This window comes from Pantoea sp. KPR_PJ, assembly GCF_041386365.1.
Taxonomy (GTDB): domain Bacteria; phylum Pseudomonadota; class Gammaproteobacteria; order Enterobacterales; family Enterobacteriaceae; genus Pantoea.
Map to the genome: position 1 here is coordinate 291,247 of NZ_JABMIK010000002.1, position 14,441 is coordinate 305,687.

Below are 14,441 nucleotides of genomic sequence, written 5' to 3' on the forward strand. Positions count from 1 at the left end.
CTGATGACCCCTGTCAGCTGGCAGCAGTGCAGCAGCGAGCAGCAGCAGGCGCTGCTACAGCGTCCGGCCATCGCCGCATCTGAGTCCATCAGCGCCACGGTGCGTGAGGTGCTGGATCAGGTCAAACATAACGGTGATGCGGCGCTGCGTGAATACAGCGCGCGCTTTGATAAGACGCAGGTTGACGCGCTGCGCGTCACGCCCGAGCAGATTGCCGCCGCCAGCGCCCGGCTGAGCGACGGCCTGAAGCAGGCGATGGCCGTTGCGGTCGGCAATATTGAGACCTTCCACAACGCGCAGCAGCTGGCGACGGTAGACGTCGAAACCCAGCCCGGGGTGCGCTGCCAGCAGATTACCCGCCCGGTGCAGTCGGTTGGCCTCTACATTCCCGGCGGTTCTGCCCCGCTGTTCTCGACTGTCCTGATGCTGGCAACGCCGGCACGCATTGCCGGCTGTCGCCGCGTCGTGCTCTGCTCGCCGCCGCCGGTCGCCGATGAGATCCTCTATGCGGCACAGCTGTGTGGCGTGGAAGAGGTGTTTCAGGTGGGAGGCGCACAGGCGATTGCCGCCCTCGCCTTTGGCACCGAAAGCGTTCCCAAAGTGGACAAAATCTTTGGACCGGGCAACGCATACGTCACTGAAGCGAAGCGTCAGGTCAGCCAGCGCCTGGATGGTGCGGCCATTGATATGCCCGCCGGTCCGTCAGAGGTACTGGTGATCGCCGATGAAGGGGCTACGCCCGCCTTTGTTGCCTCCGATCTGCTGTCGCAGGCGGAGCACGGTCCCGATTCACAGGTGATTTTGCTGACGCCATCGCTGGCGCTGGCGCAGGGGGTTGCCGAAGCGGTTGAAGCCCAGCTGGAGACGCTGCCGCGTGCGGCTACCGCGCGTCAGGCGCTGGCCAGCAGCCGACTGATCGTGGCACGCGATCTGGACGAGTGTGTGGCGATTTCAAACCAGTACGGCCCGGAGCACCTGATTATCCAGACACGCCAGCCGCGCGCGCTGGTAGAGGCGATCACCAGCGCCGGATCCGTGTTTCTTGGCGACTGGTCACCGGAGTCCGCAGGCGACTACGCTTCCGGCACCAACCACGTGCTGCCGACCTACGGCTACACCGCCACCAGCTCCAGCCTTGGCCTGGCGGATTTCCAGAAGCGTATGACGGTGCAGGAGCTGACGCCGCAGGGCTTCCTGAACCTCGCGGCCACCATCGAAACCCTGGCTGCCGCTGAGCAGCTCGACGCCCATAAAAACGCCGTTACCCTGCGCGTTGCCGCGCTGAATAAGGAGCAGGCATGAGCCGGAATATTGAAGAGCTGGCGCGCGACAACGTACGCGCCCTGACGCCCTATCAGTCTGCACGCCGTCTGGGCGGCAACGGCGACGTCTGGCTGAATGCCAACGAATTTCCGCTGCCGGTGCCTTTTGAGCTGTCGCAGCAGACGCTGAACCGCTATCCGGAGTGTCAGCCAACGAGAGTGATCGCGCGTTATGCTGCCTACGCCGGGCTGCTACCAGAGCAGGTACTGGTAAGCCGCGGCGCAGATGAGGGCATTGAGCTGGTGATGCGCGCCTTCTGCGAGCCAGGCAAAGATGCCATTCTCTTCTGTCCGCCAACCTACGGTATGTATAGCGTGAGCGCGGAGACTATCGGCATTGAATACCGCACCGTGCCCGCGCGGGAAAACTGGCAGCTTAACCTGCCCGCCATCGCCGACCAGCTCGACGGGGTAAAAGTGGTCTATATGTGTAGCCCCAACAACCCGACCGGCAACCTGATCGATCCCGATGACATCCGCGCGCTGCTGGCGATGACCGCCGGAAAAGCGCTGGTGGTGGCCGATGAGGCCTATATTGAATTCTGCCCGCAGGCGACGCTGAGCGGCTGGCTCCAGACGTATCCGCATCTGGTGATCCTGCGCACCCTGTCGAAGGCGTTTGCGCTGGCTGGCCTGCGCTGCGGCTTTACGCTGGCAAATAAGCCGGTCATCGATCTGCTGATGAAGGTCATTGCGCCCTATCCCCTGGCGACGCCGGTTGCCGATGTCGCCGGTCAGGCGCTGAGCGATCAGGGCATTGCACTGATGCGCCAGCACGTCGCCGAGCTCAACGCCAGCCGCGCCTGGCTGCTGGAGCAGCTGCCGCAGCTCAGCGTGGTTGAGCAGGTTTTTCCCAGCGAGACCAACTATATTCTGGCGCGCTTTACCAATTCGCCTGCGGTATTTAAAACCCTGTGGGATCAGGGCATTATTCTGCGTGACCAGAACAAAAATCCAGGCCTGGCGGGATGTTTACGCATCTCCATCGGCACGCGTGAAGAGTGCGAGCGCCTGATCGCCGCGTTACAGGCTATATCTGTGGAGAAAGCATGAGTCAGAAGACCCTTTTTATCGATCGCGACGGCACCATCATCGCGGAGCCGCCAGAGGATTTTCAGGTTGATCGCCTGGAGAAACTGGCGTTTGAGGCCAATGCGATTCCGGCGCTGCTGGCGCTACAAAACGCGGGCTATCGTCTGGTGATGATCACGAATCAGGATGGGCTGGGCACCTCCAGCTTCCCGCAGGCCGATTTCGATGGTCCGCACAACCTGATGATGCAAATCCTGACCTCTCAGGGCATTCGCTTTGATGACGTGCTGATCTGCCCGCATAAACCGGAAGATAACTGCGAATGCCGCAAGCCGAAAACCAAAATGGTTGAGGCCTGGCTGGCGGAAGGTGCCCTCGATGTGGCCAACAGCTATGTAATTGGCGACCGTCTGACCGATATTCAGCTGGCGCAGAACATGGGTATTGAGGGTATCCGCTTTGGCCGCGAAGGCGAAGACTGGAATGCGATCCAGGCGCGCCTGACCCGACGCGATCGCTATGCGCGAGTGAACCGCAACACCAAAGAGACGCAGATTCAGGTAGAGGTGTGGCTGGATCGCGAAGGCGGCAGCAAAATCAACACCGGCGTCGGCTTCTTTGACCATATGCTGGATCAGATTGCTGTCCACGGTGGCTTTCGCATGAATATTGAGGTGAAAGGCGATCTCTATATTGACGATCACCACACCATTGAAGACACCGGGCTGGCGCTCGGCGAGGCCCTGCTGAAGGCGCTTGGCGACAAGCGCGGCATTGGTCGCTTTGGTTTTATGCTGCCGATGGATGAGTGTCTGGCGCGCTGCGCGCTGGATATCTCCGGCCGTCCACACCTTGAATTCAAGGCAGAGTTTAGCTATCAGCGCGTCGGTGATATGAGTACCGAGATGGTTGAGCACTTCTTCAGCTCGCTCTCCTACGCCATGATGAGCACCCTGCACCTGAAAACCAAAGGCAAGAACGATCACCACCGCGTCGAGAGCCTGTTTAAAGCCTTTGGCCGCACGCTGCGCCAGGCCATCCGCGTTGAGGGCAACACCCTGCCCAGCTCAAAAGGAGTGCTCTGAATGAACGTGGTGATCCTTGATACCGGCTGTGCCAACCTCTCTTCCGTGAAGTGGGCCGTCGAGCGTCTGGGCTACGCGCCTGACGTCAGCCGCGATCCTGACGTGGTGCTGCGCGCCGACAAGCTGTTTCTGCCGGGCGTCGGCACCGCACGAGCGGCGATGGGTCAGCTGGAAGAGCGCGATCTCGTCGACCTGATCAAAGCCTGTACCCAGCCGGTGCTGGGCATTTGCCTTGGTATGCAGTTGCTGGGCAGCAGCAGCGAAGAGAACGGCGGCGTCAACACGCTCGGCATTATCGATGTAGCCTGCGGCCTGATGGATACGCAGGGACTGCCGTTGCCGCATATGGGCTGGAACCAGATCATCGCTCAGGCGGGCAACCACCTGTTTCGCGGCATCGACGAAGAGAGCTACTTCTATTTTGTGCACAGCTATGCGATGCCGGTCAACGCCAGCACCATTGCCCAGTGCGACTACGGCCAGCCGTTTACCGCGGCGGTTCAGAAAGATAACTTCTTCGGCGTCCAGTTTCACCCCGAGCGTTCTGGCAAAGCCGGCGCGCAGCTGCTGAAAAACTTCCTGGAGATGTGATGATTATCCCCGCGTTAGATTTGATTGACGGCAAAGTGGTGCGCCTGCACCAGGGCGATTACGGCCAGCAGCGCGACTACGGCAGCGATCCGCTACCGCGCCTGCAGGACTACGCCAGCCAGGGTGCAACAGTACTGCACCTGGTGGACCTGACCGGCGCGAAAGATCCTGCCGCGCGGCAGATCCCGCTGCTGCAAACCCTGCTTAACGGCGTTGAGGCGGTTGTGCAGGTCGGTGGCGGCATCCGCACGCGTGATGATGTTAAGGCACTGCTGGACGCCGGTGCCAGTCGCGTTGTCGTCGGCTCTACGGCGGTAAAGCAGCCGGAAGCGGTTAAAAAGTGGTTCAGCGAGTTTGGTGCCGAGGCGATCGTGCTGGCGCTGGACGTACGCATCGACGCGGCAAACCGTAAAGAGGTAGCGATCAGCGGCTGGCAGGAAGCCGCAGGCGTGACCCTTGAGGAGGTCATTGCCTGGTTTGAGCCGGTCGGCCTGAAACATGTGCTCTGCACTGATATCTCGCGTGACGGTACGCTGAGTGGCTCCAACGTGGCGCTCTATCAGGAAGTCACCGCGCGCTATCCAGAGATTGCGTTTCAGTCCTCAGGCGGCATTGGCAATATTGAGGATGTGGCGGCACTGCGCGGCACGGGTGTTAAAGGCGTAATTGTCGGACGCGCGCTGCTTGAAGGTAAATTTACGGTCTCGGAGGCTATCGCATGCTGGCAAAACGCATAATTCCCTGTCTTGACGTGCGCGACGGCCAGGTCGTCAAAGGCGTCCAGTTTCGCAATCACGAAATCATTGGCGACATTGTGCCGCTGGCGCAGCGCTATGCGCAGGAAGGCGCAGATGAGCTGGTGTTCTACGATATTACCGCCTCCAGCGACGGTCGCGTGGTGGATAAAAGCTGGGTATCGCGCGTGGCGGAGGTGATTGATATTCCCTTCTGCGTGGCGGGCGGTATCAAAAGCGAAGAGGATGCGGCGCGTATCCTTGAGTTTGGCGCAGATAAAATTTCCATTAACTCACCGGCGCTGGCCGATCCAGAGCTGATTACCCGTCTGGCCGATCGCTTTGGCGTGCAGTGTATCGTCGTAGGCATTGATACCTGGTTCGATGAAGCAACCGGCAAATATCATGTAAATCAGTATACCGGTGACGAAGCGCGCACCCGCGTAACGCAGTGGGAAACCCATGCCTGGGTCGAGGAAGTGCAAAAGCGTGGCGCAGGTGAAATCGTGCTCAATATGATGAACCAGGATGGCGTGCGCAACGGTTACGATCTGGTGCAGCTGAAGAAGATGCGCGATCTCTGTAAGGTTCCGCTGATCGCTTCAGGGGGCGCAGGCACGATGCAGCACTTTCTTGACGCCTTTGAGCAGGCGAACGTCGACGGCGCGCTGGCGGCCTCGGTGTTCCACAAGCAAATTATTAATATCGGCGAGCTGAAAGGCTTTCTGAAAGAGAACGGAGTGGAGATTCGCGCGTGTTAACTGAAGAACAACTGGCTCGCCTCGACTGGCGTAAAACCGAGGGCATGATGCCCGCGATCATCCAGCACCACGTTTCTGGCGAAGTGTTGATGCACGGCTATATGAACCAGGACGCGCTGGCTAAAACCCTGGGCGACGGCAAGGTGACTTTTTATTCGCGCACCAAAAACCGTCTCTGGACCAAAGGTGAGACCTCCGGCCATTTCCTTAACGTGGTGAGCATCACGCCGGACTGTGATAACGATACGCTGCTGGTGCTGGTCGCTCCTGTTGGCCCAACCTGCCACCTCGGCACCTCCAGCTGCTTCTCGCCCGCAGCAACAGACTGGACGTTTCTTTATCAGCTGGAGCAGCTGCTGGCGTCACGCAAAAGTGCCGACCCCGCCAGCTCCTATACGGCGCAGCTCTATGCCAGCGGCACCAAGCGTATCGCGCAGAAGGTGGGTGAAGAAGGGGTCGAGACCGCGCTGGCCGCAACGGTTAACGATCGCCACGAGCTGACCAACGAAGCCTCTGATCTGCTCTATCATCTGCTGGTACTGTTACAGGATCAGGATCTGGACCTCAGTACGGTCATCAACAACCTGCGCGCACGCCACAAATAAGCGCCCCTTCCCTGTGTTGCTCAAAACCCACAGAGAAGGATTTGAGCAACCGGCCTCTCTTTTTACTTCCAGGATGCCGCTATGACCACCCATGAAAAACTGATCGCCCTGCTGGAGCAGCATCAGGCGCGCTACCGGCTGATGACGCATGACGCCACGGGTAAATGTGAAGCGGTAGCGGCCATTCGCGGCACGGCGGTTGGTCAGGGCGCAAAGGCGCTGGTATGCCATGTGAAAGGTAACGGCGTTAAGCAGCATGTGCTGGCTGTGCTGCCCGCCGACCAGCAGGCGGATTTAGCCCGAGTAGCGGAAGCGGTTGGCGGCCGACGCGCCTCGCTCGCCAGTCCGGCAGAGGTTGATATGCTGACCGGCTGCGTGTTCGGCGCTATTCCACCCTTTTCTTTTCATCCCGATCTCAGGCTGGTGGTCGATCCGCTGCTGTTCGAGCGCTTTAGCGAGATCGCCTTTAATGCCGGACGACTCGACAGGTCGATCGTGCTCAACACGGAAGATTATCGTCGCCTCTGCAATGCTAACGTAGTGAAAATAATCCAGTAATTGTCATCGTGAAAACAGGCAGGTACTCTGCTTGATTCAACATCACGATAAAAGAAGACATTATGGCCACTCCTACTCTCTCCTGTCTGCGCACCGCGCTGATAACTGCCGTGCTGGCAGGCTGCGCCTTTGGCGCGCAGGCAAAAATCGAACAGGTGCGCTTTGCCGTCGATCCGACCTATCCGCCGTTTGAATCTAAAACGCCGCAAGGCAAGCTGGTTGGCTTTGATATCGATCTCGGTAACGCGCTGTGTCAGCAGATGCAGGCGAAGTGCGTCTGGGTGGAAAGCCAGTTCGATGGCATGATCCCGGCGCTTAAAGCGCGCAAGTTCGATGCGATCCTCTCTGATATGGGGATTACCGAAGAACGACTGAAACAGATCGACTTCACGGTGCCACTCTATGACACCCATACGCAGCTGATTGCACGCAAAGGTTCTGGTCTGCTGCCTGCCGCCGAGTCGCTGAAAGGAAAAACCGTCGGCGTGGAGCAAGGCACCGTACAGGAGCGCTACGCGCGCGCAAAATGGCAGCCGCACGGCGTGACCGTGGTTCCCTATGGCGATCAGGCCCAGGTCGAGAGCGATCTGATCGCCGGACGTCTGGATGCAGTGTTTACCGATGCGGCGCAGGCAGCGAACGGCTTCCTGAAACATCCGCAGGGCAAAGACTTTGAGCTGGCAGGCCCGATTGTGGAGGACCCGATTATCGGACCCGGCACGGCGATTGGCCTGCGTAAGGGAGATACCGAGCTGAAAACCGCGCTGGATAATGCCTTTGCTGAAATCCAAAAGAACGGCACGTTCGATACCCTTCAGAAGCGCTATTTCGCAACGGACATTTCGGTAAAGCAGTAAGCCCGCGCGCCGTGCATGCTCGTTCGCTTTGATTCGGCACTATACTTTTCTTCATTTCCGGGGTGCGACGTGCGCCCCCTTCAGATGACAGGACAACCAGCGCCCCATGCATCAACAACATCACCCGCTTATCAGCGCCTCGCTGGGCACTCAGCGTGAAATCGTCAGCTTTCACTTCGGCGAAGAAAGATATAAACAGGTCTATATTCAGGCTTCCCTGCACGGCGACGAGATCCCCGGCATGGCAGTGGCCTGGTTTCTTAAACAGAAGCTCATCGCGCTGGAGTCAGCGGGTAAGCTGCGCGCAGGCTTTACGCTGGTGCCGGTTGCCAACCCTCTGGCGCTGAGCCAGCACTGGCATGGCACGCATCTCGGTCGATTCCACTGCGAAACGGGTCAGGACTTTAACCGCCGCTTTCCTGCACTGGGTGATAAGCTGGCCGCCGAGCTGGCTAACTCCCTGACACCAAACGAGGGCGACAACAAGCGTCTGATCCGCGACGCCATTGACCGTCACTATCGCGACGTGATTGCAAAAAACGAACTGGAGGCGCAACGTTTTACTCTGATGCGCATGGCAAGCCAGGCAGACCTGATGATCGACCTGCACTGCGACTGGGAGGCAGTCACCCACCTCTACACGACGCCGCATGCCTGGCCAGATATTGAACCACTGGCGCGCTGGCTGGGCAGTGAAGTGCAACTGCTGGCACAGATTTCAGGGGGAGAGCCGTTTGATGAGGCCTGCTGTGAACCCTGGCGAACGCTGGCGGATCGTTTTGGCGACAAATATCCTATGCCGCGCGGCCTGTTACCGGTGACGCTGGAGTTGCGCGGCGTGCGCGATGTTGATGCCGATCGCGCTGAGCAGGACGCGGATGCAATAATCAATGCGCTGCGCGAAGGCGGATACATTGCAGCAGAACAACCCGCATTCTCAGCGGAAGTCGCTGCGCCGGTGATTGGCGGTGATGAGCTGGCGCTGATTACGGCCGATACCGATGATGTGGCAGGTATGGTGGAAAGCAGCGCAGCAGCAAGCGCTCTGGAAGCGGTAGAGGTATCGGACGCGTCTGGCGTGATTAAGCAACGCCATACCGAAGGCGCAGGTGCGGTCTCCCCTGCCCTGAAACACCCAGCCACGCCGCTTTCTGGCTGTGAATATATTTATTCGCCGGTATCCGGGCTGATCCTGCACCGTAAAAAGCTAGGGGCGGTGATCCGTCCGGGGGAAGTGGTCGCAGAGGTTGTGGATCCGGTTACGGATTTTGTCACGCCGCTGGTGGCAGAGTTTGGTGGGGTGCTCTATGCGCGCCACTGGGCGAAGTTTGCGACGACGGGGATGCTAGTGGTGAGGCTGGCGGGGGAGGATGAGATCAGGAGTGGGGATTTGCTGGTGTAATAAAAAAAGGCTTCCTGATGGAAGCCTTTTTGCTGTTAGTCCAGCCACTCGGTGTGGAATACACCGTCTTTATCAATGCGCTTGTACGTATGCGCACCGAAGTAGTCACGCTGCGCCTGAATCAGGTTAGCAGGCAGCACTTCTGAACGGTAGCTGTCGTAGTAAGCGATAGCGGCAGAGAAAGTTGGCGTTGGGATACCGTTCTGTACCGCATAAGCAACCACATCACGCAGCGCCTGCTGATACTCGTCTGCAATATTTTTGAAGTAAGGTGCCAACAGCAGGTTAGCGATATTAGCGTTTTCGGCATAGGCATCGGTAATCTTCTGCAGGAACTGAGCGCGGATGATGCAGCCAGCACGGAAGATTTTAGCGATTTCCCCGTAGTGCAGATCCCAGTTGTACTGTTCAGAAGCAGCACGCAGCTGTGAGAAGCCCTGAGCATAGGATACGATTTTGCCCAAATAGAGCGCACGACGCACTTTCTCTACGAATTCCGCTTTATCGCCGGTGAACGCCTGCGCCTGCGGGCCGCTCAGCACTTTAGAGGCTGCAACGCGCTGCGTCTTAAGCGAAGACAGGTAGCGAGCGAACACGGATTCTGTAATCAGTGACAATGGCTCGCCGAGATCCAGTGAACTCTGGCTAGTCCATTTACCAGTGCCTTTGTTGGCCGCTTCATCCAGAATCACATCAACCAGGTAGTTACCCTCTTCATCTTTCTTGGTGAAGATATCCTTGGTGATGTCGATCAGGTAGCTACTCAGCTCGCCGTTATTCCATTCGGTAAAGGTTTTCGCCAGCTCTTCATTGCTCAGACCCAGCGCGCCTTTCAGCAGGGCGTAGGCTTCAGCGATCAGCTGCATATCGCCATATTCAATGCCGTTGTGCACCATTTTTACATAGTGACCAGCGCCGTCCGGACCGATGTAGGTTACGCAGGCTTCGCCGTCTTCCGCACGCGCAGCGATTTTGTCCAGAATCGGGGCAACCAGCTCGTAGGCTTCTTTCTGACCGCCTGGCATGATTGATGGGCCTTTCAAGGCCCCCTCTTCACCGCCGGAAACGCCGGTACCGATGAAGTTGAAGCCCTGCTCAGACAGCTCTTTGTTACGACGGATGGTATCTTTATAGAAGGTGTTGCCGCCATCAATCAGGATGTCGCCTTTGTCGAGATGCGGAGTCAGGGAAGCAATCGTTTTATCGGTTGCTTCGCCCGCCTGAACCATCAGCAGGATACGGCGTGGCTTCTCCAGCGACTCAACAAATTCTTCGATGGTGTAATAAGGCGCCAGTTTTTTGCCCTGGTTCTCAGCGATGACTTCATCGGTCTTTTCACGCGAACGGTTGAAGATAGAGACGGTGTAGCCTCGGCTCTCAATGTTGAGAGCCAGGTTGCGGCCCATTACCGCCATACCTACAACGCCGATCTGTTGCTTGGACATTTTTTACTCCTGTCAGGAACCTTCATTCTGCCGCTTAATTAATAGCGTGCATCCAATCAAATTTATACTAACTAAAAGAAACACCAAAGGGTAGTCTCAGAAGCAGCACATTTCCCAGGTAGCATTACCTATCAATCCAATCAGATTTTTCTCACCAGCGCAAAAAGTGTTCATAATGAATGGCACACATAAAACGCTTTTAACTTAAACTTGCACATCCGTATCTTAGAGCCTGAGCAATTAAAAATTATTCTCAAGAAGCCGAACATGAAATTTAAGCTTCAATCTGACTAAATATCCTGCTATAACCTTATAATCTTCCAGAATGAATCGGCTAGTGGGATTTCATCCAGCCAGAAATCAGGGCGTTAACATATTCTTCAGTTGAAAGCGGCACGATCGTGCTATAAACAAAACCAGCTTGCTTATTTTTTATAAAAAGCTTTAATTTATCTACCAGATCGTCAACATCTCCTGGTTTGAAAAGTAAGCCGTTAAAACCATGTTTCACTGCAGCGGATACTCCCGGCAAATCAGAACCAATGACGGGACATTTAGCAGCCTGAGCAGAATAGATTACCAGCGGCGTATTTTCATACCATACTGAAGGCACAACCAGGACGTCGAAATTGCTCATGATGGTATTAATATCTTCATTGGGGAACGTGCCTTTAAAGATAATTTTTTCAGATAATCCGGCAAGACGCTCAAGTTTCAAAACATATTCTGGAAAATCATCTGGATTGCCATATATTTCAAGTTTAACGCTTTTTGAATTAAGTTTTTTAACTGCATCAATAACTATATGGCAACCTTTATGTGGCGCAAGGGTACCAATGAAACCTACCACAACCTCCCCGCCTTTAGGTCGGTGAGATTTATTAGAGCTTACATGCTTCTCAAGATCTATGCCAAATGCTTGCTCAACTAATAATTCCTCTTTAACTCCATACCTGAGAAAAAGATTCTTGATGAATGGATTAGGTGCAAATATTTTATCTAACTTATTTAATGCCTCTACAACATTTTCAGTTCGGGTAGCCAGAGCCCTGACTTCATTGCTCATAGGGTAATGAATAAGCGGATGGTTTTTTGTAAACTTAGATAACTGCTTAAAAAATAATGTAGGCGTAGAGTTAACCAGCATACGACCTAAGCCAGTTTTTTTATCACGAGCAAAGTGCTGGATGCAATTACCTGAATTAAGATCTGGTCCTGAACAATATTTTCCTTCACCTAACATCAGTTGAGCGGTTGGACAGATCATCCAAAAATCGGTAGGTGTAAAATATTGGGGAATATTCTTATCATAGGCATGGTTTATTAATCCTATACCTAGTCGATTCAGGTGAAAATGATGTATAAGATTTGGCCTGTAACTCTGCACTATTGCTTCAAAATGTTTTAAAGCAAGTTTGTTACAGTACCCCACCTCAATCATTGATTGCTGCCCTGCCATCGGCTTATATGCGTGGTGAAAGCGATAAACATGAATATTCTCATACTCATATTCATCAAACCGTTCATCATCACTAAGATCGCTTTCTCCTGGAAATCCAGTGAACACATGAACCTGATGCCCCAGGCTGATAAGTTGTTTAGCAACGGAGAAGGTAAGAACTTCGGTTCCAGCCCGATACTGCGGGAAAAACTGATGAACGGTAAGAAGAATGCGCATTAAATCAACTCAGCCAAACAGCTATTTATTTAGGGAATCTAGCAGCCATTTTGTTGTACGCTCAAGGCCATTTTGCATAGTAATCTGGGGCTGCCAGCCAAGTTCTGCTTTTGCTAGCTCATTACTCAACACATTGATGTCTATATCGAAAGAACGACCCGGTTGGTAATTGACTGCGAGTTTACGTTGCAAAACGTTTTCAATCATGTTTATCAAATCATTCAGACTCGTGCCATGCCCTGAACTAATATTAAAAACTTCTTGTTGGCCCTCGTAAGTTACTGCCTTAGCGAAGGCAGCAGCTACGTCACTAACATGAATATAGTCACGCTGTACGCTTCCGTCTCCCCAAATTTCAATAGGCTGGTTATTCAAAGCCCGATGTAGGAAAACACCCACTGCACCCTGAGCCGTTTCAATACGCTGGCGTTCACCGTATGGATTAGCTACACGCAAAGTCACGGTTTTCAAACCGTGTAGTTTGCTAAACATATGGAGATATTTTTCAATCGCTAATTTTGTAATGCCATAAGAAACCACTGGTTCTGTCGGATGCTTTTCATCAATTGGTATATACTGCGGATCGCCGTATACCGTACCGCCTGATGATATGAATACGATTTTTTTAACATTTAGCTTTACCATAGCATTCAGCATATGCAGGCTTGGCACAATATTAGTTTGTACATCGTATACTGGATCATCATTAGAACTTTTAGGCAGTGTTGTAGAAACAAGGTGAACAACTGCATCAGTTCCTTCAATAGCAGCATTTAGATCATGAATATTACCTAAATCGCCTGTCATCCACTCTACGTTTTCCAGGCCTGTAAATTCTCGATAGGCGGGAACGCGTGGACGCTCAAATATCCGAAGTTGATGACCGTCAGCCAGTAACTTGTCACAGATTGCGGATCCAATAAAACCACCGCCACCAAAAACCACTAATTTCATTATCAACTCCCTAATATGTTACGAACTAACGAAAAAGCCTGTAACTACTCAGTAGTTAAGCAGGCTCGGTATCATTAGTTGATATTCAATAAATGGCGAACGTCTCTTTTGCCATAACTTCGGTGGTTCTTTCGTAATTGGTCGTAAGTGATAGATTGGTTAAATTTTCCGGAGACTCAAGAATTTTCAAGAGTTTATGGTAAAGATCTGTTGCGTTTCCTCTCTGGAAACTATAGCCGTTAACGCCTTCCGTTAAAAATTCAGTCATGCCTTCTACATCAGAAACGACTACTGGTGTATGCGTCGCAAGTGAGTTAAGCAAGACGAGTGGACTGTTTTCATACCAGCGTGAAGGAATAACGAACAAGTCAATATCTGCAAATATATCAGCCATTTTAGACTGTTCAAATGTTCCCATGAACTCTATGCCTTCGACGCCAGTGCTCATCTCATAGAGCTGCTGCATATAAGTTGCAGACTGATTTGTAGGACCAAATATTTTTAGTATAGCTTTATTTTTAGGCAGCCGCTTGAATGCATCTATCAGTAAATCGGTACCTTTATGAGGCGCAATTTGCCCAATAAAAGCGATCACAGGTATATGATTTTTAGGGCGTATCGGTTTAGGTCTACGGTCGATATCTATGCCAAACCAAATTTTATGCATTGGGGTTTTGACATTGTTAGAACTGTAGGCCTTTTCCAAAAACGCGGTAGGCGCGACCGCGCCTTTATAATATGTATTATAAAGATAATTCAGCGTATCCGGCCGTTGAATCAAATCTTCAGCAAGGCCATTGAGCTGTTCGTTTTTCAATAGACCGACTTTACGCGTTGCAATAATACCTTTTGCCAGGACATTCGCCATCGCGGGAACTGCAGCCTTTTTCATCCAGCCATCAGCATAGCCACCTTGTGCGGCTTCTTTCAAATAGCATGCTAAACAGTTGGACCTTGAAGGTGAAGGACCCGCACACAGACTTCCGTCTGCAGCCTCCAGTTTATTATTGAAACAGAATCCAAAAAAGTCTGTGAAGGTTGCATATGTTGGAATATTGAGCTTGCCCGTAACCTCGAGGAGAACTGACGTATGGTTAATCAAATGGGTGACATGGACAATATCTGGCTTCAGTTCATTTAGAACCTCTTCCAGCACCTCTTTCATTTCTACCTGATAGTAGGTCTCTTTAACTCGTGAGTGTGGAATTTGATTTTTATCTATAGAGATGACAGGAATTCCCTGAACATCATAGCGGTTTATCAGGGCTTCCTGTTTTGGCTCACCCTGGAAAACAGCGCTCACAACAGCAACATCATGGCCCCATGAGCGATAATGACTGGCTAAACCCAGCGTATAAGTTTCAGTACCATAAAAGTGGTCCGGGAAGAAACAATGCACAAAAAATACAATCTTCAT

General features: G+C 53.4%; 14 protein-coding genes. 10 read left to right on the forward strand and 4 right to left on the reverse strand.

The window, feature by feature from the left end; genetic code table 11:
- The first annotated feature begins 3 nt into the window (after window positions 1–3).
- The 10 genes from hisD to HP564_RS06175 all read left to right on the forward strand — a co-directional run bounded on the left by hisD (window position 4) and on the right by HP564_RS06175 (window position 8,947).
- Window positions 4–1,302: a histidinol dehydrogenase gene (gene hisD, locus HP564_RS06130; RefSeq protein WP_371242002.1), complete on the forward strand. Its 1,299-nt coding sequence runs from the start codon at window positions 4–6 to the stop codon at window positions 1,300–1,302.
- Window positions 1,299–2,375: a histidinol-phosphate transaminase gene (gene hisC / locus HP564_RS06135; protein ID WP_371241195.1), complete on the forward strand. Its 1,077-nt coding sequence runs from the start codon at window positions 1,299–1,301 to the stop codon at window positions 2,373–2,375. The genes hisD and hisC overlap by 4 nt, the downstream gene beginning before the upstream one ends.
- Window positions 2,372–3,439, forward strand: coding sequence for a bifunctional histidinol-phosphatase/imidazoleglycerol-phosphate dehydratase HisB (hisB, locus tag HP564_RS06140; protein ID WP_371241197.1), 1,068 nt, complete (start codon window positions 2,372–2,374; stop codon window positions 3,437–3,439). Before hisC ends, hisB begins: the two co-directional genes overlap by 4 nt.
- The gene (hisH, locus tag HP564_RS06145; RefSeq protein ID WP_371241198.1) at window positions 3,440–4,030 is read left to right on the forward strand and encodes an imidazole glycerol phosphate synthase subunit HisH; all 591 of its coding nucleotides are present in this window, start codon (window positions 3,440–3,442) and stop codon (window positions 4,028–4,030) included.
- On the forward strand, window positions 4,030–4,767 hold the full coding sequence (hisA, locus tag HP564_RS06150) for a 1-(5-phosphoribosyl)-5-[(5-phosphoribosylamino)methylideneamino]imidazole-4-carboxamide isomerase (protein WP_371241200.1): 738 nt from the start codon (window positions 4,030–4,032) through the stop codon (window positions 4,765–4,767). Before hisH ends, hisA begins: the two co-directional genes overlap by 1 nt.
- Complete coding sequence (gene hisF, locus HP564_RS06155; protein ID WP_371241202.1) at window positions 4,749–5,525, forward strand: imidazole glycerol phosphate synthase subunit HisF; 777 nt, start codon at window positions 4,749–4,751, stop codon at window positions 5,523–5,525. Before hisA ends, hisF begins: the two co-directional genes overlap by 19 nt.
- Window positions 5,519–6,130 (forward strand): bifunctional phosphoribosyl-AMP cyclohydrolase/phosphoribosyl-ATP diphosphatase HisIE, encoded by a 612-nt coding sequence (gene hisIE, locus HP564_RS06160; protein ID WP_371241203.1) that lies wholly within the window; start codon window positions 5,519–5,521, stop codon window positions 6,128–6,130. The genes hisF and hisIE overlap by 7 nt, the downstream gene beginning before the upstream one ends.
- Before the next feature lie 81 nt (window positions 6,131–6,211).
- Complete coding sequence (locus HP564_RS06165; protein WP_371241204.1) at window positions 6,212–6,688, forward strand: YbaK/prolyl-tRNA synthetase associated domain-containing protein; 477 nt, start codon at window positions 6,212–6,214, stop codon at window positions 6,686–6,688.
- A 62-nt stretch (window positions 6,689–6,750) separates the two neighbouring features.
- Window positions 6,751–7,545 (forward strand): ABC transporter substrate-binding protein, encoded by a 795-nt coding sequence (locus tag HP564_RS06170; protein WP_371241206.1) that lies wholly within the window; start codon window positions 6,751–6,753, stop codon window positions 7,543–7,545.
- Window positions 7,546–7,651: 106 nt separating this feature from the next.
- Window positions 7,652–8,947 (forward strand): succinylglutamate desuccinylase/aspartoacylase family protein, encoded by a 1,296-nt coding sequence (locus tag HP564_RS06175; protein WP_371241207.1) that lies wholly within the window; start codon window positions 7,652–7,654, stop codon window positions 8,945–8,947.
- A 35-nt stretch (window positions 8,948–8,982) separates the two neighbouring features.
- Here the strand turns inward: HP564_RS06175 and gndA are convergent, their stop codons facing one another.
- The 4 genes from gndA to HP564_RS06195 all read right to left on the reverse strand — a co-directional run bounded on the left by gndA (window position 8,983) and on the right by HP564_RS06195 (window position 14,441).
- Complete coding sequence (gndA, locus tag HP564_RS06180) at window positions 8,983–10,392, reverse strand: NADP-dependent phosphogluconate dehydrogenase (protein ID WP_371241209.1); 1,410 nt, start codon at window positions 10,390–10,392, stop codon at window positions 8,983–8,985.
- 334 nt (window positions 10,393–10,726) lie between these two features.
- The gene (locus HP564_RS06185) at window positions 10,727–12,070 is read right to left on the reverse strand and encodes a glycosyltransferase (RefSeq protein ID WP_371241211.1); all 1,344 of its coding nucleotides are present in this window, start codon (window positions 12,068–12,070) and stop codon (window positions 10,727–10,729) included.
- A 21-nt stretch (window positions 12,071–12,091) separates the two neighbouring features.
- On the reverse strand, window positions 12,092–13,024 hold the full coding sequence (locus HP564_RS06190) for an NAD-dependent epimerase/dehydratase family protein (protein ID WP_371241213.1): 933 nt from the start codon (window positions 13,022–13,024) through the stop codon (window positions 12,092–12,094).
- An 85-nt stretch (window positions 13,025–13,109) separates the two neighbouring features.
- The gene (locus tag HP564_RS06195) at window positions 13,110–14,441 is read right to left on the reverse strand and encodes a glycosyltransferase family 4 protein (protein WP_371241215.1); all 1,332 of its coding nucleotides are present in this window, start codon (window positions 14,439–14,441) and stop codon (window positions 13,110–13,112) included.